The sequence below is a fragment of the Pseudomonas sp. COR18 genome (genome assembly GCF_048568395.1).
GTDB lineage: Bacteria > Pseudomonadota > Gammaproteobacteria > Pseudomonadales > Pseudomonadaceae > Aquipseudomonas > Aquipseudomonas fuscovaginae_B.
The window spans coordinates 3,879,934-3,904,405 of record NZ_CP183808.1; the positions used below are offsets into that span (position 1 = coordinate 3,879,934).

The following is a 24,472-nucleotide window of genomic DNA, read 5'->3' on the forward strand; positions in this document are numbered from 1 at the left end:
CACGGGTGTGATCCTGCCGGCTTTTGCCAGGATCGCGTTGACGCCATGACTGTTTCTGCTGCCTCCAAGACTATCCGTATCGCCGCGGCCCTGTTGATCGGCCCCGATGGCCGTACCCTGCTGGTGCGCAAGCGTGGCACCCAGGCCTTTATGCAGCCGGGTGGCAAGATCGAACCTCATGAGCAGCCGGCGCACGCCCTGGCCCGCGAACTCGAGGAGGAACTGGGGTTGCGGGTCGATCCCGCTGACGCCCGCTACCTCGGCCGGTTTTCCGCTCCCGCGGCCAACGAGCCGGGCTTCGAGGTGCAGGCCGAGCTGTTCCAGTTGCACGTCGCCGAAACCGTGGAACCTGCGGCCGAGATCGAGGAAGTGGTGTGGATCGATCCGGCGGGCGACGGCAACCTGTGCCTGGCGCCATTGACACGGGACCTGATCCTGCCGTTCTATCGGGCTTCGCTGGAACCCACCGCCTGATCGACACCGCACAGGGACTGCCCATGATTGCGCTTCAAGACCTGCTGATCTTCGCTGCCGCTTCGCTGTTGATGGTCCTGACCCCGGGACCGAACATGATCTACCTGATCTCCCGCTCGATCTGCCAGGGGCCCAAGGCCGGGGTGGTGTCGCTGTTGGGCGTGGTGGGCGGCTTCTTCGTTCACCTCTTTGCCGCGGCACTGGGTTTGACCGCAGTGTTCATGGCCGTGCCGCTGGCCTATGAGGTGCTCAAGTGGGCCGGTGCGCTGTACCTGCTGTGGCTGGCCTGGCAGGCGCTCAGGCCCGGCGCGCGCTCGCCGTTCGAGCCGCGCCAGTTGCCGCCGGACTCCCCGTTGCGGTTGATGACCATGGGGTTTCTCACCAGTGCCCTGAACCCGAAGATCGCGGTGTTCTACCTCTCGGTGTTTCCGCAGTTCATCAGCCCGGAGCACGGCTCGGTGTTCGCCCAGAGCCTGATTCTCGGCACCACCCAGATCAGCGTGAGCTTCACGGTCAACCTGCTGATCGCGCTGTTTGCCGGCGGCCTGGCCAGTTGGTTCAAGCACAACCCGCGCTGGCTGGCGCTGCAACGTTATGTCATGGGCTTCGTGCTGGGCGGCCTGGCCGTGCGGCTGATGTTCGAGCAGCGCCGTTCGGCCTGAGCCGGGAAAGCCCGTGGTGGAAAACGACGGGGTGAGCGCAAGGCTCGCCCCGTTGTCGTTTCAGCGTACCGCGCTGACGCCGTCGAGGGTCGAGAACGAGGTGTCCTTGGCTGTCAGCAGGAAGTCGCGCATGTAGGGCACCTCCAGCATGTCCGTGCGAATCGCCGCGTAGAGTGTGGCGAACAGGCCCTTTTCGCCCAGGCGCTTGGCCCTCACGTAGCCGCGCGAGCTGTACTCGTGCAGCGCCCAGTGGGGCATGCCGCAGACGCCGCGGCCACTGGCCACCAACTGCATCATCATCACCGACAGTTCCGAGGTGCGCACCTGCGCCGGCTCGACGTCGGCCGGTTCCAGGAAGCGGGTGAAGATGTCCAGCCGATCGCGTTCCACCGGGTAGGTGATCAGGGTTTCCCGGGCCAGGTCTTCGGGGACGATATAGGGCCTGCTCGCCAGGGGATGCTGGTTGGCGACCGCGAGCATCGCCTCGTAGGTGAACAGCGGCACGTAGGTCAGGCCTGGCAGGTCCAGCGGGTCTGAGGTGACCACCAGGTCCAGGTCGCCGCGGGCCAGGGCGGGCAGCGGGGCGAAGGCGAAGCCGGAGGCCAGGTCCAGCTCGACTTCCGGCCAGGCGTCGCGGAACTGGTCGATGGTCGGCATCAGCCACTGGAAGCAACTGTGGCACTCGATCGCCATGTGCAGGCGTCCTGCGATGCCGCCGGCCAGCCGGGAAATGTCCCGCTCCGCCGCGCGCAGCAGCGGCAGGGTGGCATCCGCCAGTTGCAGCAGGCGCAGGCCGGCGCTGGTGAAGCGTACCGGCTTGGTCTTGCGCACGAACAACGCCATGCCCAGGCGTTCCTCCAGTTCCTTGAACTGATGGGACAGGGCCGACTGCGTCAGGTGCAGGCGTTCGGCGGCCTCCACCAGGCTGTCGGCCTCACGCAGGGCATGCAGGGTTTTCAAGTGACGGATTTCCAGCACCTGGGGCTCCATGAGAAAACTTTGGTAAAAAGTGCGATGTGAGTGAGTTTGTCTCATGTTGACGCGGCTGTCGACCGGCGCGCCGAGCAGAAATACCTTCATCTGCCTGATGGGACGAAGCCGCTGGAGCAATCTTCATCAAACTGTCACCGAACTGTGGCAGCGCGCTTGCACAAATATCATCAGACTCGCGCTCCACTGGGGTTCTGCGTTTCGGTATTTTTTCATGCGTGTACGTTTTCTTTCAGCGGCAGTCCTGCTGGCCGCCTTGCTGTTCGGCTTGCCGGCGTTTGCCGCGGGTCGCTGCGATGTCAATGTTCCCACCGAGCATGTCGACCTGGATCAGGTCAGCCTGGCCTACCAGAGCATCGGTCGTGCCTCGGATCCGGCGCTGCTGCTGATCATGGGCCTGGGTGGCCAGTTGATCCACTGGCCGGACGAGGTGGTGGTTGCCCTGTGCCAGCAGGGCTTCCGGGTGATCCGTTATGACAACCGCGACGTCGGCCTGTCGACCTGGCGCCAGGCGCCGGCGAGCGCCAACCTGACGTTCGAGGTGTTGCGCTACAAGCTCGGCCTGCCGGTGGCGGCGCCCTACAGCCTGAGCGACATGGCCGGCGATGCGCTGGGATTGATGGATGCGCTGCAGGTCGAGCGGTTCCACGTGCTGGGCGCCAGCATGGGCGGGATGATCGCCCAACGGCTGGCGGCCATGGCGCCGCAGCGGGTCGAGAGCCTGACGCTGGTGATGACCAGCTCCGGTGCCGAGGGTTTGCCGGCGCCGAGTGCGGCGCTGGTGCAGTTGCTGTCGCGGCGCAGTGCGCCGAACCGCCAGGTGGCGATCGAGCAGCAGGCCGACCTGCTGGCGGCGCTGGGCAGCCCCGAGGTGAAGGATGATCGGCACAAGCTGCTGCAACAGGCAGCGATGGCCTATGACCGGGCGTTCAATCCGGAAGGGGTGAAGCGCCAGATCATGGCGATCCTGGCCGAACCGAGCCGGGTGCCGCTGCTCAATCAGCTGCGGGTGCCGACCCTGGTGGTGCATGGCACCGCCGATCCGCTGTTGCCGGTGATGCACGGGGTGCACCTGGCGGCGCATATCCAGGGTAGCCAGCTGGTGCTGATCCCGGGCCTGGCCCACCGTTTCCAGGAGGCGTTCAAGGCGCCGTTGCTGGCGGCGGTGCTGCCCTACCTGCGGGCGCAGCAGCAGGATGTCGGCCATGTGGCGCAGCTCTGAGGCGAGCAGGACCGCCCCCCGCTGTAGGAGCGTGGCTTGCCCGCGAAGTTTCTATGGCCCTTGAGGTCGCTAAAAGCTTCGCGGGCAAGCCACGCTCCTACAGTTGATGGGGCGCTTCTGAAAACTCCCTGGTGCTCAGCGAATGATCTTTTCCACCTGGATCGCCAATTTCTTCAGGCGGTACCAGAAGCTGCGCTCGGAAATCCCGATCATCTGCGCGGCGGCGGCCTGGACGCCGTTGGCCTCGTGCAGTGCCGCCAGGATGTAGCCCTTTTCTACTTCCGCCAGGGCCGCGTCGAGGTCCTTGGGGATCGCCGGGCCGGCGTGCAGCGCCACGGTCGGGTTGCCCGGCTCCGATGGCTGCGGGGTGAACAGGTAGGCCGGCAGGTCGCTTTCCTCGATCACCGGGCTGGTGGCGACGATGGTCGCCCGTTCCACGCAGTTCTGCAGTTCGCGGATGTTGCCCGGCCAGCTGTAGTTGGCCATCGCCTGCAGGGCCTGCGGGCTGAAGCCGGTGATGCGCTTGCCGGCACTGGCCCCCAGGGCGTGGGCGAAATGCCGGGCCAGCGGGGCGATATCCTCGACCCGCTCGCGCAGGGCGGGCAGGGGAATCGGGAAGACGTTCAGGCGGTAGTACAGGTCTTCGCGAAACTCCTTGTTCGCCACCGCTTCGAGCAGGTTCTTGTTGGTCGCGGCAATCACCCGCACATCAACCTTGCGTTCGCGTGGATCGCCCACCGGCTCGATCACCCGTTCCTGCAGCGCGCGCAGGATCTTCGCCTGCAATGCCAGCGGCATGTCACCGACCTCGTCGAGGAACAGCGTGCCCTTGTCCGCCTGCATGAAGCGACCGACCCGGTCCGAGACGGCACCGGTGAAGGCACCCTTGCGGTGGCCGAACATTTCGCTTTCCAGCAGGCCCTCGGGAATCGCCGCGCAGTTGACCGCGACGAAGGGTTTGTCGGCGCGGCTGCCGTGCTGGTGGATCGCCCGCGCGACCATCTCCTTGCCGGTGCCGCTTTCGCCGGTCAGCAGGATGGTGGCGCTGCTCTCGCGCACCGAATCGATGGCTTGCAGTACCCGGCGAAAGGTCGGGCTGTCGCCCACCAGGCTGTCGATCTGCCGGTGTTCGTCGAGTTCGGCGCGCATCCGCGCGTTGTCGCGCAGGATGTCGCGGAACTGCAGGGCCTTGCTGACGGTGATGTCCAGCTCGTCGATGTCGAACGGCTTGGCGATGTAGTCGAAGGCACCGTTGCGCATGGACTGCACGGCGTTCTTCACCGTGCTGTAGGCGGTCATCACGATCACCGGCAACTGCGGAAAGCGCGACTTGATCTCGGCCAGCAGTTGCGGGCCGTCCATTCCGGGCATGCGCCAGTCGCTGATGACCAGGTCGATCTCTTCCTGGTCGAGCACCACCAGGGCCTGCAGGCCGTTGCCGGCGGTGAACACCTGGATATCGTTCTGGCTCAGGGCCGAGCTGAGCAGGTCGCACAGCTTGGGTTCGTCATCGACCACCAGGACCTTATGCGTCATCGTCGTGTTCCTCGTCATCTCCGGCGTCCAGGTCTTCGCCATGGGCCGGAATGTACAGCTTGAAGCACGCGCCTGCATCTTTCTCGCTGGTGCATTCGATCCGCCCGTCGTGGTTTTCCATGATCGAGAAGACCTTGGCCAGGCCCAGGCCCGTACCCGAGGCCTTGGTGGTGACGAACGGGGTGAAGATCCGCTCGATCATGTCCGGTTCGATGCCCTGGCCGGTGTCGGTGACGCTGATGATGGTGTAGTCCTGGTCCTTGCCGATGCCCAGGGTCAGGCGCCCGCCGTTGGGCATGGCGTCGATGGCATTGAGGATCAGGTTCAGGCAGGCCTGCTTCAACTGGCCTGCATCGGCGTACAGGGTGACGCCGGGGGCCTGGTCGTCGATTCGCGCGTCGATGTTGTGGGTCGCCAGTTCCGGGGCGCAGAAACCGAGAATCTCCTCGGCCAGGGCCCGGGCCGGCTGAATGGCGCGGATCGGTGCGCTGGGCTTGGCGAAGTCGAGGAACTCGGTGATCAGGTCATTGATCCGCGACACTTCGCTGATCACGTATTCCAGGTGCCGCTTGTCGTTGTCCGGCAGGCTGGCCCGGCGGTGCAACAGTTGGGTGGCGGTCTTGATGATGCCCAGCGGGTTGCGGATTTCGTGGGCCAGGCCCATGGCGACTTCGCCCAGGGCGTGCAGGCGGTCACGGCGGCGCAACTGGGCTTCCAGGTGATGCAGTTCGCCCAGGCGCTCGGTCATGTGGTTGAAGGTGTGGCTGAGCTCGGCCAGCTCGTCGCTGCCGATCACCGGAATGCGCTTGTTGTAGTTGCCGGAAATGACCGCCCCGACGCCCTCGGCCAGGCCACGCAGTGGCAGGGTCAGGCGTTGCGAGACCAGCCAGCCGACACTCAGGGACAGCGCCGAGCCGACCAGGAAGATCAGGATGAACAGGTTGCTCTGGTTGACCAGCCCGACCAGGCTGGTGTGGCGCAGCAGGCCACTGAAGATCACCCCCTGCAGGTCGCCGGTATCGTTGAAGATCGGCCAGTACAGGCCGCTGTAGCGGTTGGTGAACAGCTCGCTGGGCAGGCGGGTCTCGCGCAGGTTCTTCTCGATTTTCGCCGGTACTTGCAGCGGGTGGTCCTCGAAGCGCTGGGTCGAGAAGATTTCGGCGAAACCCTTGGCGTTCGCCAGGTACAGACGCAGGTCGAGGGAGTGCACGTCGGCCACGCTGTTGAGGAAGCTGCTGTCCAGGTAGGTGGCGATCAGCAACTGATAATCGACGCCTTCCTGGGTGCTCTGGAACGTCGAGACCACCACCCCGGTCGGTACCTCGGCGACCTTGATGGTCTGCAGCACGGCATTGGGCGCGGTGTTGATCTGTTCGACGATGTCTTGCGAAGCGGTGCTGAACACCACCTTGTGATCCTGGGTGCGGATCAGTGCGACGACGTCGATGCCCATCGCGTCGGCGATATCGGCGGTCAGCTTGTCATGCTTGGCCGCCTGGCGTGAGGTCGGCGGGCGGGTGTAGAGCAGGAACAACTGCGCGACCCGCGCGTTGTCGCGCTGGATCTCGCTGATCTCGTCCTTGACGATCTTGGTCGATTCCTGCAGCCAGATGCGCACGTTGCTGTCGAAGATCTGCGACAGGGTAGTCGCCGCCAGCTCGGCGGCGATCATGGTCGGCACGACGCTGACCAGCCAGAACGCCAGCAACAGTTTGCGCTGCACGCTCCAGCGCGAGATCGAGAAGGGGCGGCGTTTACGGCGGCGTTCTGGATTGGAGTTCATCAGGTTTCGTTTATCGCTGCAGCCATGGCGGGGTCGAATCGATCCGGTCGGACAATCCATTTGACCAGTTTCAGGACATTGTTGACCAGCCGGTTTCGATGGTGAAAGAACAGGTTGTTGCCCTGGAAGGTGCAGCCCAGGCGAATCTTGCTCGCATAGCCGGCCTGACCGCATTCGTACAGGGCGATACCCTGCTCGATACAGTGCTCGACATTGGCCAGCCAACTGCGGAAATAGAGGTTGTGTTGACGGGTTTCGTTCAGGTCGTGGCCGAAAAATTTATCGATCAGCCGTTCCTTGTCCAGCAGGATCAGGTTGAACGCCACCAGCCGCTCGTCGATCCAGTACAGGACGCAGGCGGCGCGTTCTTCCAGCTGTTCGAGCACACCGGTGAAGTAGTCCGCCGGCAGGCGTTCGAACTGGGTTTCGCTGCGAGACAGGGTCGACTCGTACAGGCGCATGACCTGTGGCAGCACATCGTCGATGTTGCGTCGCCACTCGATCCGCGGACCGGGAGCGCGCAGCTTGCGCCGCAGGTCCTTGCGGGTGGACTTGCCCAGGGCGCCCAGGTAGGCGTCGATCGAGCCGAAGGCCACCGGCAGTGTCGAGCCGGGCAGGCTCGGCAACTGCTGGAAACCGGCCATTTTGCAAGCGCTGTTCCAGTCGTTGTCGGCACTGGGCGCGTCCTTGACCGCCGTGAGGCTGATGTTCAGGCGGGCGGCGTCTTCCCGAGCGAGCAACAGCAGGCGCTCCAGCAGGGCCTGGCGGCGTTGCGCCGGCACCTGGCTGGCGATGCCGGCATGGCACTGTTCCGCCACCGGCGAGCCAATGGCGTAGAGCCCCAGTTCCAGAAGCCCCGGTAGCGCCCGGTTGACCCAGCCAGTGATGCGCTTGGCCACGCCTTGCACCGTGGTGTCGAGCTTGTAGCGGGTAGTGAAGGCGGGGGCGACGGCCAGCAGGCAGCCGTCTTCGAACAGCGCCAGGTAGCGCCATTCGAAGTCGTCGATGCCGGCCTTTTCCACCGCCAGGTAATACTCCCAATTCTCCAGCGCACCCGGGAAACAGTCGTTCCAGGCTGCGCGTTCAATGGCCTCGATGCTGGAGAAGGCTTGGGCGTCAATCACGTGGTCTGTCCTTAGGCCCGTTGCCGATAGTCTTCGCGTACGCTCAGGCGCTCGATGAAACCGGCACTCAACTCGATCACCTCGCGGTACTGCAGGTCGACGGTGATCATGTGGTAGCAGTTGTCGAGCATGACCTTGGTCACCGGGCCACCCAGGTGCTTCTCGACATAGTTGGCGTTCCACGGGCTGGTGATATCGTCCTCGACGGAGTGGATCACCAGCGCCGGGGTCCGGATCGACGGCATGCGGCGCATCACCACGGCGTTCATCCGGTGCAGTTCGCGCACCGTGATGCCCTCCATGGTCAGCAGCCCGGCATCGCTGCTCTGGCCGGCCTTCATCTGGCGCTCGACGATCGCCCGCAGGCGCTCGTTCTTGATACCGTACGGCGGCTTCTCCTCGAACCGACAGATATGCACGCCGAACGGGATCTTCATCAGCAGCGGAGTGAGGAACGCCAGCTTGTTGATGCTCCAGCCGTCGTAGCGCAGGGTGGTCGAATACATCAACAGCCCTGTGACCTGGCCGGGGAACTCGGAGGCCAGGTACATGGACATGACCGCGCCCATGGACAGGCCGCCGACGAACACCTGTTCGTGGCGCTGCCTGATGCCGACGAAGGTCTTGCGCACGCCCTCGTACCAGTCCTGCCAGCCGGTGGCCTGCAGGTCGGCATTGCCGCCGCAATGACCGGGCAGGGTCGGTACGTACACCGTGCACGTACCGTCCTTGACCAGGCCCTGGGCCACCTTGCGCAGTTCCGTCGGGGTGCCGGTCAGGCCGTGGATCAGCAGGACCCCGACCGGACCGTCGCCGAGGACGAAGCCGGCATCGCCTTCGCCCAGATCGATCGCTGCGCTGTTCACCGCTTCATGGCCCGGTTCAGCAACTGCTCGAGCAGTTTCAGGCCCAGATCGATTTCTTCGTAGGTGATTTCCAGCGAAGGCGCCAGGGTGATCACGTTCTTGTAGTAACCGCCCACGTCCAGCACCAGGCCCAGCTTGCGGCCGTCGACGATCATGTCGCCCTTCATGCCTTCCTCGACCATGAAGTCCAGGGTCGCCTTGTCCGGGGTGAAACCGTCCGGGCCGCAGATTTCGCAGCGCAGGGCCAGGCCCAGGCCATCGACGTCGCCGATGATCGGGAAGCGTTTCTGCAGGTCCTGCAGGCCTTCGAGGAAGTACTTGCCCTTGGCCATGACCATCGCACCGTAGTCGATTTCGCTGGTCATCTTGAACATTTCCAGGCCTACCGCCGTACCCAGCGGGTTGGAGGCGAAAGTGGAGTGGGTCGATCCTGGCGGGAACACGGTCGGGTTGATCAGTTCCTCACGGGCCCAGATGCCGCCCAGCGGGTTCAGGCCGTTGGTCAGTGCCTTGCCGAAGACGATCACGTCCGGCTGCACGTCGAAGTGCTCGATCGACCACAGCTTGCCGGTCCGGTAGAAGCCCATCTGGATTTCGTCGACCACCAGCAGAATGCCGTGCTGGTCGAGGACCTGCTTGAGTTCGCGATAGAAGTTCATCGGCGGGATCACGTAGCCACCGGTGCCCTGGATCGGCTCGGCGTAGAACGCGGCGTATTCGCTGGCGCCGACCTTGGGGTCCCACACGCCGTTGTATTCGGTTTCGAACAGGCGGGCGAACTGTTTCACGCACTCGCTGCCGTATTCTTCCTTGGTCATGCCTTTCGGGCCGCGGAAGTGATACGGGAACGGGATGAACTGCGCGCGCTCGCCGAAGTGGCCGTAGCGGCGACGGTAGCGGTAGCTCGAAGTGATCGACGAAGCGCCCAGGGTACGGCCGTGGTAGCCGCCCTCGAAGGCGAACATCAGGCTCTTGCCGTTGCTGGCGTTACGCACGACCTTCAGGGAGTCTTCGACCGACTGTGAACCGCCGACGTTGAAGTGTACGCGACCGTCGAGGCCGAATTTCTTCTTGGCGTCGACCGCGATCATTTCCGACAGCTCGATCTTGCCCTTGTGCAGGTACTGGCTGGCGATCTGCGGCAGGGTATCGATCTGCTGCTTCAGGGCGTTATTCAGGCGTGGGTTGGCATAGCCGAAGTTCACGGCCGAGTACCACATCTGCAGGTCGAGGTAGGCCTGGTCTTCGGTGTCCCAGACGTAGGAGCCTTCACAACGGCTGAAAATGCGTGGTGGCTCGATGTAGTGGACGGTATCGCCGTAGGAGCAGTACTTGGCTTCTTTATCCAGAAGCACGCGGTCTTCGGCGCTAGCGATGCGAATCTCAGACATGGTGGAAGAGTTCCTGAGTTTGGGAAGGGTTTTCGGCGCCGTCGAGCGCGAAAGTGGTGGCGTTGGCGGCTTCGCTGCTGGGCAGCAGGGCCAGTAATGCCGGAAGTTCGCCGAACGATTCGAAACGGGCATGCGCGATGCCGTTGCGTTCGCAGTGATCGGCCAGGCGGCCCTTGGCGAACACGAAGTCGGCGGTGCCGGCCACGCACATGTCCGATTGACCGTCACCGATCACCAGCACACGCTTGCCCTTGGGCGTGGATTTGCACTTGCAGTTGCCGGAAGCCGCACGGCAGGCGTCGCTCGCATAAGGGAAGTCGATGCGCCAGCTGTTCTGGTCGACCTGGCGCAGGCGGTTGGCCAGGATCGGCAGCAGGGTCACGTAGTTGCGCGACAGAATCCGCGCGATGCCTTGCTCTATGCCGTCGCTGACCACTTCGATGGTCGCGCCCAGGCTCATCACGTGGTCGACGAAGTCGGGGAAGTCCGGGTCGATATCGATGGTGTCGAAGTAGGCCAGCAATTCGGCCGGCGTTGCCTTGACCAGGGCCAGTTGGCGGCTGAGGCATTCACGCGAACCGATGTGACCGTCCAGCCATTCCTGCTCGATCGCTTCCCAGCTCGGGTCGGCGAAACGTTCCAGGATGTTGTCGATCGCGTCGGTGCGGGAAATGGTCCCGTCGAAATCACACACGATATGCCAGTGCATCATCTGCAGTTACCTGTTGAATAAGAGCGCACTTTGCGCATGTCAGGGCTAGAGCACGGAGCGTGCCAAAGCGCTGAAGGCCCTGTATTCACGGGGTTTGCCGGATGTTTGTATGAAATTGGCTACAAGGAGCTACAATTTTTGTAGCTTGCTACAAACAAGATCAGTGCTTGCCTAAGGCAGGCGCTCTGGTGATTGATGCGCGCATGTTCAGAACAAGGAAACGTCTCATGGCCAGGTTTACCCCCACATTGCTGCTTGCCGGTCTGCTGGCCCTGGGCGGCTGGAGTGCTGCTGCGCTGGCCGAGGAAGGGCTCGGCGGGCAGATCGGTCTCGGTATCGGCTATCAGCCCCATGACCCTTCGGGCAGCAGTTACGACACTGTGCCGTTGCCCTATCTGGACCTGGATTGGGGGGACGTCAGCCTCAGTGGCGACGATGGCCTGACCTGGGATGCCTTCAAGGGCAGCGGCTTCACGGCCGGGCCGTTCATCAACTACCTGCCGGGGCGCAACGCCGACGGCGACCTGCGCGGCTTGCGCAATGTCCCGGACATGGCCCAGGTCGGCGGTTACGTGCAGTACGCGCCGGCCGACTTCTGGCGGGTATTCGTGCAGGTCGGCAGTGCGGTCGGTGGCGGCAACGCCCAGGGTGGCCTGCTCGGCAAGGTCGGCGGCGAACTCGGCTATCCGCTGGGCCTGGGCATCATCGGCAGCAGCAACCTGAGCGCCCATTTCGCCGATGCGCGGCAGACCCGGACCTTTTTCGGCGTGACCGCCGAAGAGGCCCAGGCCTCGGGGATCGAGCAGTACAAGCCGGGTGGCGGGCTGCAGAACTTCACCCTGACCCAGAACTTCGCGGTTCCGCTGGGTGGCAGCTGGTCGCTGATGACCAGCGCGAGCTGGATTCGCCTGGTAGGCAACGCGGCTGACAGCAGCATCGTCAGGGAACGTGGCAACAGCAACCAGGGCCAGGTGCAGACCGCGATCAGCTACAAGTTCTGACAGGAAGGGGGCGATCGGCTGGCTGAGGGGCCCCGGCGGGTTTTGCCCGGGCGGGCAAAACTGGTCTGCCGTTTGCAATGGACCTCCCGGTAATCACTGTCCGGGAAACTTTCAGATGGCTCGTCCTGCTTATCGCCTGTTGGCCTATTCGCTCTGGGACCTGGTGCCCATTGTCATGGCGCTGGCCCATTTCGCCTTCGTACTCTGGCTGGTGCTGGGTTTTCACGACCACTCCTGGTGGCTGATCATCCCGACGGCACTGCTCTATGCGGTCAGCCTGTCGTGGAGCATCAACAGCATCTCCCACAACCAGATCCACAACCCCTATTTCACCCCGCACTGGATGAACCGCGGCTTCGACCTGCTGCTGTCGCTGACCATCGGTTTTTCCCAGACGATGTATCGCGATATCCACAACCGCCACCATCGCGGCAACTCCGACCTGCCGCGGGAGGACGGGACCACCATCGACCCGCTGTCGATCTACCTGCATGGCAAGGACGGCCAGCCGGACAACGTCTGGGCCTACACCTTCCTGAGTTTCTTCCGCGATGATCCGAAGGCCTACTACGAGGAAATGCAGCGCAAGCATCCGGCGGATGCGCGCTGGGTCAAGGTCGAGATCTGTGCGACGGTGGCGTTCTACCTGGCACTGGCGGCCTATGACTGGCACGCGGTGCTGGTGCTGCTGCCGTTCTGGTACCTGGGGCAGTCGCTGTCCTCGCTCAACGGCTACTACGAGCATCTGGGTGGCAACCCGGACCTGCCGATCGCCTGGGGCGTGAGTTCCTACAGCCGGCTCTACAACCTGATCTGGATGAACAACGGTTATCACGCCGAGCACCACTACCGGCCGAAGATGCACTGGACCAAGGTCAAGGCGTTTCATGCGCAGATCAGGCAGCAGCAGCGCGAGGCGGGGGTGAAGGTGATTCCACTGGCCCATGGGTTGGGCTTTCTGCTGAAACACCGCTGAGTGATCGGAGTTCGGTAAACACCCTGTAGGAGCGAGGCTTGCCCGCGAAAGGGCCCGAGGGATCGCTGAAAGCTTCGCGGGCAAGCCTCGCTCCTACAAGTCCTGTGCTGTGGCGGCATGTGTGTACGACACGGCTCCCGTAGGAGCAAGGCTTGCCTGCGAAGGGGCCAGTGTGGCCACTAAAAGCTTCTTGATCGTTCCCAACAACGGCAGGCTTGAAGTGGCCTCAGTTCTCCTCGCCCTCGGCAAGCAGGGCGATCCCGCCGATGATCACCAGCACGCCGATCCAGTGCAGCGGGCTGATCTGTTCGCCCAGCCCCAGCCACGAGCCGAGCAGCACGGCGATGAACACCAGCGAGCTCAAGGGGAAGGCCAGGGACAGGCTGCTGCGCCGCAGGATCAGCATCCACACGAAGAACGCGCCGATGTAGCAGGCGATCGCTACCCAGACGCCGGGGTTGACCAGCACCGCAGTGAGCCACTGCAGGTTGAAATCCACCTGGCCCAACTGGTCGCCGCCGACCTTGGTGGCGATCTGGCCAGCGCTTTCGAAGAGGATCAGCAGGGCCCAGAGGACGATGGTGCCCAGGCGGCCATGAAGCCAGTCGATGTGTTTGACATTACTCATAATCAGGTTCCTTCAACTCTCAACTGCCAGCGATGGCAACCAGCATGACGCCCAGGGTAATCACCAGGGTGCCCATCCAGCGACGGCGGCTGACGGTTTCCCCCAGCACCACCTTGCCGGCCAGCACCACCCCGCAGTAGCCCAGCGCGGCGGCCGGGAACAGCAGGCTCAATGGCGCCCGGGACAGGGCCTCGAGCCAGACCAGGAATTCCACGGCATAGGCGCCGATCCCGCACCACAGCAGCGGTGCGTTGAATACCTGGCCCCAGAAGGCGTTCAGGCGAAAGCCGCCTTCCAGCTCCGGCAGGCGGTCCAGGCCGATCTTGAAGCAGAGTTGGCCGACCACGTCGAGGACAATGGAGAAGGCCACCAGTAGAACAACGGTCAGGGTCACGGAAACAGCTCCTCGAACAGCGAGATCAATGCCTGGTTGGTGGTCGCGTTGCGTTGCAGGTCGGCCGCGCTCCAGCGTTCGGCCGGCGGCTGGTCGGACCTGGCTTCCCAGCGCTTGAAGGCGTTGCTGAAGGCCGGCTGGGCGAACTCGCCGCAGATATCGATGCCCAGCACGCGTTTGCGCGCCGCCAGGGCGCGGAGGGCGTCGAGCAGGTGGGTCAGGCGCATGCCGCCCTGGTCCCAGTTGGTGGCGGCATCCTCGCTGGCCAGCACGTCCTTGTCGATGGTGATCCAGATCGCTTCGGTGGGCAGGCTCTGGATCAGTTGTTCGAGGAAGTCCGGCCAGTGCTCGTCGGCCAGGTTGCGCCAGTGCAGCTGGTTCTCCTGCTGCTGGTGGCCGGCACCGTCGCCGATCCGCCCCCAGACCTTGGACGGTGCGTGCTGCCAGGGGAACAGCTGCAGGACGCCGCGGCGCAGGGCGCCGAGGTTGCCACCGCGCAGTTGCGGGGTATCGAGGTCCTCGCTGCAGGGGCCGAGGGTGACGATGCGCTGGATGTTCGGCAGCTTGAGTGCGCGGTTGACCCACGAGCCGCAGTGCCGGCGCGGGGCCAGGTGGACCCAGTCGGGGTGGTTGTCGAAGTGGATCAGGCTGACCGGTTCCGGCAGGTTGTCGAGGAAGGCCGGGGTCAGGTGATGGTAGTCGCCGGAGCCGACGAAGATGATCTGTGGCTTGCCTGCCGCTGGCGCGACGAGCTGGCGCAGGCGTTCGGTGAAGCGCCGGTACTGGCGTTCGGTGGTCCACAGACGCAGTTTCGGGCCGAGGTCGAGCAGGTCCAGGCGCCGCGCGCGACCGCTGTCGAGCAGGTTGCGGATCGGCGCCTGGACCGTGAGGCTGTGGTCGAGATCTAAGATGTTCAAAACGTCGTTTTTCCCGTGGCAGCGCCCGTGCATCGGATGCCCTGCCCAGGCTGGAGGGCAGGTGTTTCGGGCTTTGGCGGGGAAATGCAAAGGACGGGCCAGGTAGCTGTGCCGCCGTTATGGGAGCGCCGCCTTGATCAGCAGGCGGCTGTCAGTGACTCAAACCGTACTTCTTCACCTTGTCGAACAGGGTGGTCTTGGCCATGCCCAGTTCCTGGCTGGCCTGGGTCAGGTTGCCGCCACTGCGTTGCAGGGCTTCGTTGAGCAGGTTGCGCTCGAAGGCTTCCACCGCTTCGGCGAAACCCAGGCCGCCAGCGCTCTGTGCGCCGGGCTTCTTGAAGGCCGGCAGGCCGAGGGCGAAGCGTTCGGCGACGTTGCGCAGCTCGCGTACGTTGCCCGGCCAGTCGTGGCTCATCAGGCTCGACAGGGTCTGGTTGTCCAGCTCCGGCGCGGCACGATCGAAACGCAGCGACGACTGCTGCAGGAAGTGTTCGAACAGTTGCAGGATGTCCTCGCGCCGCTCGCGCAGTGGCGGCAGTTCCAGGGTCACCACGTTCAGGCGGTAGTAGAGGTCGCTGCGGAACTCGCCGGCCTTGCCCAGTTCGTCGAGGTCGGATTTGGTCGCGGCGATCACCCGGCAGTCCACCGCGACGCTCTGGTTCGAGCCCAGGCGCTCCAGGGTGCGTTCCTGCAGGACCCGCAGCAGCTTGATCTGCAGCGGGATCGGCATGCTTTCCACTTCATCGAGAAACAGCGTGCCGCCGTGGGCGTGCTCGATCTTGCCGATCCGCCGCTTGCCGGCGCCGGTGAAGGCGTTGGCCTCGTGACCGAAGATCTCGCTCTCGAAGAGGTTTTCCGGCAGGCCACCGCAGTTGAGGGCGACGAACTGTTGCGACTGGCGCCGGCTGAAGTCATGCAGGCAGCGGGCGACCAGTTCCTTGCCGGTACCGGTTTCACCTTCGATCAGCACGTTGGCCGACGTGTCGGCGACGTTGGCGATCAGCTCCCGCAGGTTCTGCATCGCCGGCGAGCGGCCGATGATCCGCCCTTCCAGGCTGTCGCGCTCGGCCAGTTGCCGGCGCAGCGACCAGACTTCCCGCGACAGGCCACGTTGTTCCAGGGCGCGGCGGGCGACCTCGACCAGGCGTTCGGGCGAGAAGGGTTTTTCCATGAAGTCGTAGGCACCGTTGCGCATCGCCCCGACCGCCATGGAGATATCGCCGTGGCCGGTGATCAGCACCACCGGCAGGCTGCGGTCGCGGGCCTTGAGGCGGGTCAGCAGTTCCAGGCCGTCGATGCCCGGCAAGCGGATATCGCTGATGACGATACCGGGAAAGTTGTCGCCGACCCGTTCCAGGGCCGCTTCGGCGCTGGAGACACCTTCGCAGGGAATGTCTTCGAGGGACAGCGCCTGCTGGCAGCCGAGCAGTACATGGGGATCGTCCTCGACGATCAGGACGGTCAGGTCGTTGTTCATATCGGCTCGGCCTTGGCAGGGATGACCCGCGGTAGATGGAGGACGAAGGCGGTGCCGCCGCTGGCCGGGTGCTCCACGCCCAGGTTGCCGCCGGCCGCCGCCGCCAGGCTCGCCGAGAGCGTCAGGCCCAGGCCGAGGCCTTGTGCGCCGGGCTTGGTGGTGAAAAAGGGTTCGAACAGGTGCTTGCGCGCTTCCAGGCCAATGCCGTGGCCGTTGTCGCGCACTTGCAGGCGGTACTTGCCTTCGGCAAAGTCGCCCTCCAGCCACAGTTCCGGCAACGGCTGGGCCTGCATGGCGTCGAGGGCGTTGCCGAACAGGTTGACCAGGATCTGCTCCAGGCGGGTCGGATCGATCGCCAGCTGGACGTCGTCATGGTCGCGGTGGATTTCCAGGTGCATGGCCTCGATGCGGCCGCTCAACAACTGCAGGGCGGCATCGATGGATTTGCCCAGGTTGGCCTCGCCCTTGTCATCGCCCCGGCGGGCAAAGGCGCGCAGGCTGGCGGTGATGCGGCCCATGCGGTCGATCAGGTCGTTGATGGTGCGCAGGTTGGTGCTGGCCACCTCCAGCTCGCCGCGTTCGAGAAACCGAATGGTGTTGCCGGACAGGGTACGCAAGGCCGCCAGGGGCTGGTTCAGCTCGTGGGCGATGCTGGTGGACATCTGGCCGATGGCGGCCAGCTTGCCGGCCTGCACCAGTTCATCCTGGGCCCGGCGCAGGGTTTCCTCGGCCTGGCGCCGCTCGCGGATCTGGTCCTTGAGCCGGTCGTTGCTGGCGCGCAGGTCGGCGGTGCGTTCGGTGATGCGTCGTTCCAGCTGGTTGTTGGCCTCCTGCAGGGCTTCCCGTGCGGCCAGCCGGGTGGCGAGCACCTTGCGCCGCTCGTTCCAAGCGATCAGCAGGAACGCCACCAGGGCAAAGGCCACCGCGACCAGGATGCCCTGGTTGGCCGCTTCCCGCCGCAGGTCCTGCAAGGGCGTGAGCAGGGTGAAGTTCCAGGGGGTGTCGGCCAACTGGCGGGTCTGGGCCAGGTAACTGACATTGTCGCCGTCCTTGACCAGGTCGGGGTTGGCGGGGAAGGTCAGGGTCTCGACGCCATCGCCGAGGCGTTCGCGGGCCAGCGGCTGCAGCTCGTTGAGCGGCCACCAGTAGTATTGCAGGCTGCGCGCCAGGCGATCCTTGGTCTCCGAGCTGAGCGGGCGGACCGACTTGAGGCGTCGGCTCGGGTCGCTGGAGAGAATGATGATGCCGTTCTCGTCGCTGACGAAGGCTTCCAGCCGGGCACGCTGCCAGCGTTCCTCAAGGGCTTCGAGGCGCACCTTGATCACGGCCACGCCGATGATCTTGCCTTGTTCCTCAAGGCCGTGGGCCAGGTAGTAGCCGGGTTCGCCGAGGGTGCTGCCGATGCCGTAGAAGCGTCCCGGCTGGCCGCGTATGGCGTCCTGGAAATAGGCGCGGAACGACAGGTCTTCGCCGAGGTAACTGTCGCTGTCGCGCCAGTTGCTGGTGGCCAGCACCCGGCCGGAGGTGTCCAGCACATAGATCGCCCGGCTGCGGCTGCGGCGGTTGAGGCCTTCGAGATATTCGTTGACGGTCTGGCGATGGTCGGCGTCGGGCTCGCGCAGCAGGTTCGAGACGCTGGACTCAAGTTCCAGCAGGCTGGGCAGGTAGGTGTACTTGCTCAGTTCGCTTTCGACGGTGCGCGCATGCAGTTCCAGTGCGCGCTGGCCATTTTCGCTGAGGGTGCGGATGCCGTAGTGCTCGCTGATGCGATAGCCGGCATAGCCGAGGCCGATCATCAGCAGGATGATCAGCGGCGGCAGGAACAGGTGACGGATCAGGCGGGGCTTCACGGCGAGTGATGGCGGCGTCGCACGATAGAGATTGGGGTCGCATTTCATCACAGATGCCTTGGGTCAACCAGATCGTCTTGGCGGGAGCGGCGCTGCTGCCCGTGAGGGCAGCGAGTGCGCTGAAGGCTTCGCGGGCAAGCCCGCTCCCACAAGACTGCGCAGTCCGCGGATACTGCGGTCCGGCCCTGTCAGTGCTGCAGGATTTTCTCGAGGAAGTGCTGCGCACGGTCGGAGCGGGCGCTGATGTCGCCGAAGAACTCTTCCTTGTTGCAGTCTTCGATGATCTTGCCCTGGTCCATGAAGATCACACGGCTGGCGACCTTGCGGGCGAAGCCCATCTCGTGGGTCACGCACATCATGGTCATGCCTTCCTGGGCCAGCTGGACCATCACGTCGAGCACTTCGTTGACCATTTCCGGGTCGAGAGCCGAGGTCGGTTCGTCGAACAGCATGACGATCGGGTCCATCGCCAGCGCCCGGGCGATCGCCACGCGCTGCTGCTGGCCGCCGGAGAGCTGGCCGGGATGCTTGTGCGCATGGGCCGACAGGCCGACGCGATCGAGCAGTTGCAGGCCTTTTTTGGTGGCTTCTTCCTTGCTGCGGCCCAGCACCTTGATCTGCGCGATGGTCAGGTTCTCGGTGATGGTCAAGTGCGGGAACAGCTCGAAGTGCTGGAACACCATGCCCACTCGCGAGCGCAGTTTCGGCAGATCGGTCTTCGGGTCGGCGATGGAGGTGCCGTCGACCACGATGTCGCCTTTCTGGAACGGTTCCAGGGCGTTGACGCACTTGATCAGGGTCGACTTGCCCGAGCCCGACGGGCCGCAGACCACCACCACTTCACCCTTCTTGACTTCGGTGCTGCAATCGGTCAGCACCTGGAAGTCGCCATACCACTTGTTGACGTTCTTGATAGAGATCATACGGCAAACCTTTTTTGCAGACGCTTGACCAGCAGCGAGGCGGCGAAGCTGATTGTGAAGTAGACCAGGCCGGCGAAAATCAGGAACTCGTTGGAACGGCCGACGATATCGCCGCTCGAGCGTGCCGAGTTGAGGAAGTCCACCAGGCCCACGGTGTAGACCAGCGAGGTGTCCTGGAACAGGATGATACTTTGCTGCAGCAGCAGCGGGGTCATCTTGCGGAAGGCCTGGGGCAGGATGATCAGGCGCATGGTCTGGCCATAGCCCATGCCCAGTGCCTGGGCGGCGCCCATCTGGCCCTTGGGAATCGACTGTACGCCGGCCCGGACGATTTCACAGAAGTACGCCGCCTCGAACATCATGAAGGCGACGATACAGGAGGTGAACGCGCCGATCGGCGTGTCTTCGCCGGTGATCCAGCGCAGCACGAACGGTACCGCCAGGTAGAACCAGGTGATCACCAGCAGCAGCGGGATCGAGCGGAAATAGTTGACGTAGGCACCGGCGATCGCCGACAGCAGCTTGTTGTGGGACAGGCGCATGAGCGCCAGCAGGGTACCGATGATAATCCCGCCGACGACGCCCAGGGCCATCAGTTGCAGGGTCATCAGCATGCCGTTCCACAGGCCGGGGATGGCCGGGACGATGTCGCTGAAATCGAATTCCATTATTTACCCCCCACGGAGATCAGGCCGGGCACCGAGACTTTCTTCTCGACCAGGCGCATGAGCAGCATCAGGCTCATGTTCAGGGTGAAGTAGATCAGCGTCGCCAGGGTGAAGGCTTCGAACAGGTTGGCGGAGAACTCGGCGGTCTGCTTGGTCTGCGCGAGCAGTTCCATCAGGCCGATCAGCGAGGCGACGGACGAGTTCTTGAAGATGTTGAGGAATTCCGAGGTCAGCGGCGGAATGATGATCCGGTAGGCCTGGGGCAGCAGCACGTGCCAGTAGATCTGCGGCAGCTTGAAGCCCATGGCGCGGGCGGCCGACTCCTGGCCGCGGGGCAGTGCCTGGATACCGGTGCGCACCTGTTCGCAGACCCGTGCGGCGGTGAACAGGCCGAGGCAGATCACCACGCTGATGTAGGCCGAGGTGGTCGGGTTCAGGTCCTGCTTGAACCATTCCTGCAGGTTCGGCGGCAACAGATCGGGTACCAGGAAGTACCAGATGAACAGTTGCACCAGCAGTGGCACGTTGCGGAACAATTCCACGTAGCAGGTCGCGATACCGGCTACCAGACGGTTGGGTACGGTGCGCATCACGCCGAGTATGGAACCCAGGACCAATGCAATGATCCAGCCCACGATGGCGATCGCGATGGTCCAGCCCAGCCCGGAGATGAACCAGTCGAGATAGGTCTCGCTGCCCACGCCGGTGGTCTTGAAGAACACGCCCCAATCCCAGTTGTAATTCATTCGGGTCTCCCCTCAGGTCGATCGATGTACGAGCACGTGCTTCCCGGGACTCCGCCCCGCCCGCCAGTGTCTGTCGGGCACACCGGTACCGCTCGCGGTCCGAGTGTTGTTCCAGTTCGATTCAGAAGAAGCCAGTACAGCAGGTGTTCAACAGACTTCCCGGGCCGTGCTGGCGGCCCCGGGAAGTCAGGTTAGCCGTGACTCAGATCTTTGCATCCGGCGCTGGCTTGTCGTTCGGATTCTCGATCAGGGCCTTGAGCTCCTTGCTCATCGGGAACTGCAGGTTCAGGCCTTTTGGCGGAATCGGCTGGGTGAACCACTTGTCGTAGATCTTGTTGATCTCGCCGGACTTGTAGAGGCCCACGATGGCGTCATCCACGGCTTTCTTGAACGCCGGGTCGTCCTTGCGGACCATGCAGCCATAGATTTCGTAGGACTGTGGAGTACCGGTCACTTCCCAGTCGGTCGGCTTCTTGGCCTTGGCCATTTCGCCGGCCAGCAGTGCGTCGTCCATCATGAACGCCACGGCACGGCCGCCTTCGAGCATCTGGAAGGACTCGCCGTGGTCCTTGGCGGAGATGACGTTCATGCCCATCTGCTTGTCGGCGTTCATCGCCTTGAGGATGCGCTCGGAAGTGGTACCGGCGGTGGTCACCACGTTCTTGCCCTTGAGGTCGGCGAAGTCCTTGTAGGTGGAGTCCTTCTTCGACAGCAGGCGGGTACCGATCTCGAAGATACCGACCGAGAAATCGACCTGCTGGGCGCGTTCGGCGTTGTTGGTGGTGGAGCCGCACTCGACGTCGACAGTGCCGTTCTGCACCAGCGGGATACGGGTCTGGGAGGTGACCAGGTTGTACTTGACCTTCAGGTCAGGCAGGTTCAGGTCTTTCTTGATACCTTCGACGATGGCCAGCTGGATATCGTGGGAGTAGCCGACCGGCTTGCCGGAAGCATCAGCGATGTAGGAAAACGGAATGGAACTGTCGCGATGGCCTAGGGTGATGGTCCCGGACTCTTTGATCTTCTTCAGGGTGCCGGTCAGTTCGGCAGCGGAAACTGGAGTGCTGATCAGAGCGGCAGCGATTGCGGCGCCCAGGATGTGGGGAACGATGCGCATCGGTTACTTTCCTCGAGATTGTTTTTCTTATGGAGCCTTTCAGTCGGCTCGGGTACTGCGAACGGCCCGCAGGGCCCAAGGGGCTGAGTGAGCATTCGGTAATGGAAGTATAGAGCACGACTCGTGCCACACCCGGCGATGTGGGATTCTCTATTGATTTATAAGGGTTTTTTATGGTTTTCGAGCGAAGGGGGAAGGGACTGGCGTCCGGTTCGCCGAATGCTGGCCGAACGGGCGTTCGGAAAACCGAATGGTAGAGGGGGAGGCGGGGCGCTATTCGCGGCGGGGCGGCGATCCTGCAGATCCCGACCCCGGTTTCTGGAGCCCCATGAACCGCAGGAGCGGCCGGCCGACGCTCGGTTGCCCGCGAATAGGCCGGCCGCCCTGCCCGGAATCCTGAAGCGGCCCAGACAGGAAAGTCAGGCCGCCTCGATCTTGCTGCGCGCCTGCTCGACCTTGTCCAGGTAGTCCTGCAGTTTCTGCTGCTGCTCAGGGCTGGTGAACAGCCCCAGCTTGCTGCGCCGCCAGAGAATGTCCTGGGCGGCGGTCGCCCATTCTTCACTGCACAGGTAATCGACTTCACGGCTGTAGAGGCCAGCGCCAAGGTGTTCGCCGAGGTCGCCGAGCGTCTGTACGCCTTCCAGCAGGCGCCAGACACGGCTGCCGTAGGTGCTGGCCCAGCGCCGGGCGATTTCGCTCGGCACCCAGTCGAAGCATTTGCGGATCGCCTCGGCCAGGGCCTGTGGCGTGGTCATGTCTTCGCCACCGGGCAGGGTCGAGGCGGCGGTCCAACTCGGCCGCATCTGGGTGAAGAACGGGGCCAACTGGCTCATCGCCGACTCGGCCAGCTTGCGGTAGGTGGTCAGCTTGCCACCGAACACCGACAGCAGTGGGGCTTCCTCGGTATTACCCGACAGCGCCAGGGTGTAGTCGCGGGTCACTGCCGACGGGTTGTCGGATTCGTCGTTGCACAGCGGGCGCACGCCGGAATAGCTGTGCAGGATATCGCCACGGGCCAGTTGTTTCTTGAAGTGCGCATTGACCACCTTCAACAGGTAGTCGGTTTCCGCCTCGGTGATCGCCACCTTGGCCGGGTCGCCCTGGTATTCGCGGTCGGTGGTGCCGATCAACGTGAAACGGTCCAGGTAGGGGATGGTGAACACGATGCGCTGGTCCTCGTTCTGCAGGATATGCGCGTGTTCGCCTTCATACAGCCGAGGCACGATCAGGTGGCTGCCCTGGATCAGGCGGATGCCGTAGGGCGAGTCGAGCTTCAGGTCATCCTTGATGAACTTGGCGACCCAGGGGCCGGCCGCGTTCACCAGGGCCTTGGCCTGGATCGAGAAGCGTGCGCCATCGGCGCGCTCCATCTCCAGGTGCCACAGGCCCTTGGCACGGCGGGCGCTGGTGCAACGGGTGCGGGTGTGGATATGCGCACCCTTCTCCCGGGCAGCCATGGCGTTGAGCACCACCAGGCGAGCGTCGTCGACCCAGCAGTCGGAGTATTCGAAGCCCCTGCCGATTTCCGCCTTGAGCGGGCTGTCGGCGCCGAACTTGAGGCTGCGCGAACCGGCAAGCTTTTCGCGTTTGCCCAGGTGGTCATAGAGGAACAGGCCGGCGCGAATCATCCAGGCCGGACGCAGGTGCGGGCGATGCGGCAGGACGAAACGCATCGGCTTGACGATGTGCGGGGCCTTGGCCAGCAGGACTTCCCGTTCCGCCAGGGCTTCGCGCACCAGGCGGAACTCATAGTGTTCCAGGTAGCGCAGGCCGCCATGGATCAGCTTGCTGCTGGCCGACGAGGTGTGGCTGGCCAGGTCGTCCTTTTCGCAAAGGAACACCGAAAGACCGCGACCGGCTGCGTCCGCGGCAATCCCGACACCATTGATGCCACCGCCAATCACGGCGATGTCATAGATCTCGGCAAGGGGTGGTGCAGGCAAGGTGGTGGAAGTCATCGGCGAGCCTCGCATGGCGGTTGCTATATTTGAATTCGAACATTTATGTTCATTTTCGAAAATATTAGCTGATATGTACGCACGCAGCTACCCGCTTCCGATTGAAAAAATTCATCAGAAAGGTCTGAAAGGAAAATTATCGAACATCGAGGCGGCGTGGGGGAGGGTAGTGCGGGAGCGGGCTTGCGCGCGCAGCTCTGAGGGGCTGCGCTGGCCCTTCGCGGGCAAGCCAGCTCCCGCAGCGGTTGTCAGTGTCCCGGGCTCTGCCGGGGCAGGGGTGTGGCAGCCGATCAGACCACGTCGAGGCGGATCTTGTGCTGGTTGAGCAGTTGCGCCAGGGCCGGAACCGGGGCCTGGTCGGTGACCAGGCAGTCGATCAGGGTGATCGGGCCCAGGCGCACCATGGCATTGCGGCCGAACTTGCTGGAGTCGGCGGCCAGGATGACCTGGCGGGCGTTGGCGATGATCGCCTGGGACACCCGCACTTCCTGATAGTCGAAATCCAGCAGGCTGCCGTCCTCGTCGATACCGCTGATGCCCACAAGGGCGAAGTCGACCTTGAACTGGTTGATGAAGTCGACACTGGCCTGACCCACCACGCCACCGTCGCGACGGACGTTGCCGCCGGCCAGTTGCACTTCGAAGTCGTCCTTGGCGCTGAGGATCGACGCCACGTGCAGGTTGTTGGTGATGATCTTCAGGTGATTGTGATTGAGCAGGGCGCGGGCAATCGACTCGGTGGTGGTACCGATATTGATGAACAGCGAGGCATGATCGGGAATCTGCCGGGCGATGGACTCGGCGATCCGCTGCTTTTCGTCGCGCATCTGGTCGGCGCGCATGGCGTAGGCGGTGTTTTCCACGCTGGAGTCATAGGCGGCTCCGCCGTGGTAGCGGCGCAACAGGTTGGAGTCCGCCAACTGATTGATATCGCGGCGGATGGTTTGCGGGGTCACGACGAACAGCTGGGCCATTTCCTCGATGCTGACATAGCCGCGTTCGCGGACCAGTTCGAGGATTTGCTGCTGGCGGGGAGGCAGATTCATGGGGCGTCCTT

The 24,472-nt window shown here is 63.8% G+C and carries 23 protein-coding genes; 5 read left to right on the forward strand and 18 right to left on the reverse strand.

The annotated features are described in order from the left end of the window. The first annotated feature begins 45 nt into the window (after positions 1-45). Together ACM62G_RS17865 and ACM62G_RS17870 are read left to right on the forward strand one after the other, a co-directional pair. Positions 46-474, forward strand: a complete 429-nt coding sequence (locus tag ACM62G_RS17865) for an NUDIX hydrolase (protein WP_054057450.1) — start codon at positions 46-48, stop codon at positions 472-474. 23 nt (positions 475-497) lie between these two features. Next, positions 498-1,136, forward strand: coding sequence for a LysE family translocator (locus ACM62G_RS17870; protein WP_054057451.1), 639 nt, complete (start codon positions 498-500; stop codon positions 1,134-1,136). Between the two features lie 60 nt (positions 1,137-1,196). Here ACM62G_RS17870 and metR read toward each other — a convergent pair whose 3' ends face one another. After that, positions 1,197-2,114, reverse strand: a complete 918-nt coding sequence (gene metR, locus ACM62G_RS17875) for a transcriptional regulator MetR (protein WP_419737535.1) — start codon at positions 2,112-2,114, stop codon at positions 1,197-1,199. Between the two features lie 226 nt (positions 2,115-2,340). On the opposite strand from metR, the gene ACM62G_RS17880 reads away from it, so the two are divergent. Beyond that, on the forward strand, positions 2,341-3,348 hold the full coding sequence (locus ACM62G_RS17880) for an alpha/beta fold hydrolase (protein WP_419735273.1): 1,008 nt from the start codon (positions 2,341-2,343) through the stop codon (positions 3,346-3,348). A gap of 135 nt (positions 3,349-3,483) precedes the next feature. Here ACM62G_RS17880 and ACM62G_RS17885 read toward each other — a convergent pair whose 3' ends face one another. From ACM62G_RS17885 to ACM62G_RS17910, 6 genes are read right to left on the reverse strand one after another with little or no spacing between them, the layout of a single operon-like run. Next, positions 3,484-4,884, reverse strand: coding sequence for a sigma-54-dependent transcriptional regulator (locus ACM62G_RS17885; protein ID WP_054057454.1), 1,401 nt, complete (start codon positions 4,882-4,884; stop codon positions 3,484-3,486). After that, positions 4,874-6,667: a sensor histidine kinase gene (locus ACM62G_RS17890; RefSeq protein ID WP_273820144.1), complete on the reverse strand. Its 1,794-nt coding sequence runs from the start codon at positions 6,665-6,667 to the stop codon at positions 4,874-4,876. The genes ACM62G_RS17885 and ACM62G_RS17890 overlap by 11 nt, the downstream gene beginning before the upstream one ends. Continuing rightward, positions 6,667-7,791 carry a GNAT family N-acetyltransferase gene (locus tag ACM62G_RS17895; RefSeq protein WP_419735274.1) on the reverse strand — a complete coding sequence of 375 codons (1,125 nt, stop codon included), beginning with the start codon at positions 7,789-7,791 and terminating at the stop codon, positions 6,667-6,669. Before ACM62G_RS17895 ends, ACM62G_RS17890 begins: the two co-directional genes overlap by 1 nt. An 11-nt stretch (positions 7,792-7,802) precedes the next feature. Beyond that, positions 7,803-8,657, reverse strand: coding sequence for an alpha/beta hydrolase (locus ACM62G_RS17900; RefSeq protein ID WP_054061673.1), 855 nt, complete (start codon positions 8,655-8,657; stop codon positions 7,803-7,805). Next, positions 8,654-10,048, reverse strand: a complete 1,395-nt coding sequence (locus tag ACM62G_RS17905; protein ID WP_054057458.1) for an aspartate aminotransferase family protein — start codon at positions 10,046-10,048, stop codon at positions 8,654-8,656. Before ACM62G_RS17905 ends, ACM62G_RS17900 begins: the two co-directional genes overlap by 4 nt. Then, complete coding sequence (locus ACM62G_RS17910; protein ID WP_273820147.1) at positions 10,041-10,760, reverse strand: MtnX-like HAD-IB family phosphatase; 720 nt, start codon at positions 10,758-10,760, stop codon at positions 10,041-10,043. Before ACM62G_RS17910 ends, ACM62G_RS17905 begins: the two co-directional genes overlap by 8 nt. Before the next feature lie 227 nt (positions 10,761-10,987). Here ACM62G_RS17910 and ACM62G_RS17915 point away from each other — a divergent pair, with 227 nt between their 5' ends. Then, positions 10,988-11,761, forward strand: a complete 774-nt coding sequence (locus ACM62G_RS17915; protein ID WP_054061671.1) for a MipA/OmpV family protein — start codon at positions 10,988-10,990, stop codon at positions 11,759-11,761. Between the two features lie 115 nt (positions 11,762-11,876). After that, entirely contained in the window at positions 11,877-12,737 is an 861-nt protein-coding gene (locus tag ACM62G_RS17920; protein ID WP_419735275.1) for a fatty acid desaturase family protein, read from the forward strand. 226 nt (positions 12,738-12,963) lie between these two features. On the opposite strand, the gene ACM62G_RS17925 is transcribed toward ACM62G_RS17920, so the two are convergent. From ACM62G_RS17925 to ACM62G_RS17975, 11 genes are all read right to left on the reverse strand, one after another. Continuing rightward, complete coding sequence (locus tag ACM62G_RS17925) at positions 12,964-13,365, reverse strand: transporter (protein ID WP_054057462.1); 402 nt, start codon at positions 13,363-13,365, stop codon at positions 12,964-12,966. Between the two features lie 19 nt (positions 13,366-13,384). Continuing rightward, positions 13,385-13,759, reverse strand: coding sequence for a transporter (locus tag ACM62G_RS17930; protein ID WP_054061669.1), 375 nt, complete (start codon positions 13,757-13,759; stop codon positions 13,385-13,387). After that, positions 13,756-14,676 (reverse strand): arginase, encoded by a 921-nt coding sequence (locus ACM62G_RS17935; protein ID WP_054057464.1) that lies wholly within the window; start codon positions 14,674-14,676, stop codon positions 13,756-13,758. Before ACM62G_RS17935 ends, ACM62G_RS17930 begins: the two co-directional genes overlap by 4 nt. 151 nt (positions 14,677-14,827) lie before the next feature. Further along, positions 14,828-16,105: a sigma-54-dependent transcriptional regulator gene (locus ACM62G_RS17940; RefSeq protein ID WP_241494274.1), complete on the reverse strand. Its 1,278-nt coding sequence runs from the start codon at positions 16,103-16,105 to the stop codon at positions 14,828-14,830. 44 nt (positions 16,106-16,149) lie between these two features. Next, entirely contained in the window at positions 16,150-18,051 is a 1,902-nt protein-coding gene (locus ACM62G_RS17945) for a sensor histidine kinase (RefSeq protein ID WP_419735276.1), read from the reverse strand. Between the two features lie 140 nt (positions 18,052-18,191). Continuing rightward, entirely contained in the window at positions 18,192-18,926 is a 735-nt protein-coding gene (locus ACM62G_RS17950) for an amino acid ABC transporter ATP-binding protein (protein ID WP_054057467.1), read from the reverse strand. After that, entirely contained in the window at positions 18,923-19,594 is a 672-nt protein-coding gene (locus ACM62G_RS17955; RefSeq protein WP_054057468.1) for an amino acid ABC transporter permease, read from the reverse strand. Before ACM62G_RS17955 ends, ACM62G_RS17950 begins: the two co-directional genes overlap by 4 nt. Further along, positions 19,594-20,340, reverse strand: a complete 747-nt coding sequence (locus ACM62G_RS17960) for an amino acid ABC transporter permease (protein WP_054057469.1) — start codon at positions 20,338-20,340, stop codon at positions 19,594-19,596. The genes ACM62G_RS17955 and ACM62G_RS17960 overlap by 1 nt, the downstream gene beginning before the upstream one ends. Positions 20,341-20,542: 202 nt before the next feature. After that, positions 20,543-21,457, reverse strand: coding sequence for a glutamate/aspartate ABC transporter substrate-binding protein (locus tag ACM62G_RS17965; RefSeq protein ID WP_054057470.1), 915 nt, complete (start codon positions 21,455-21,457; stop codon positions 20,543-20,545). A gap of 419 nt (positions 21,458-21,876) precedes the next feature. Then, entirely contained in the window at positions 21,877-23,415 is a 1,539-nt protein-coding gene (gene glpD / locus ACM62G_RS17970) for a glycerol-3-phosphate dehydrogenase (protein ID WP_419735277.1), read from the reverse strand. A gap of 290 nt (positions 23,416-23,705) precedes the next feature. After that, complete coding sequence (locus ACM62G_RS17975; RefSeq protein WP_054057471.1) at positions 23,706-24,461, reverse strand: DeoR/GlpR family transcriptional regulator; 756 nt, start codon at positions 24,459-24,461, stop codon at positions 23,706-23,708. Between the last annotated feature and the right edge of the window lie 11 nt (positions 24,462-24,472).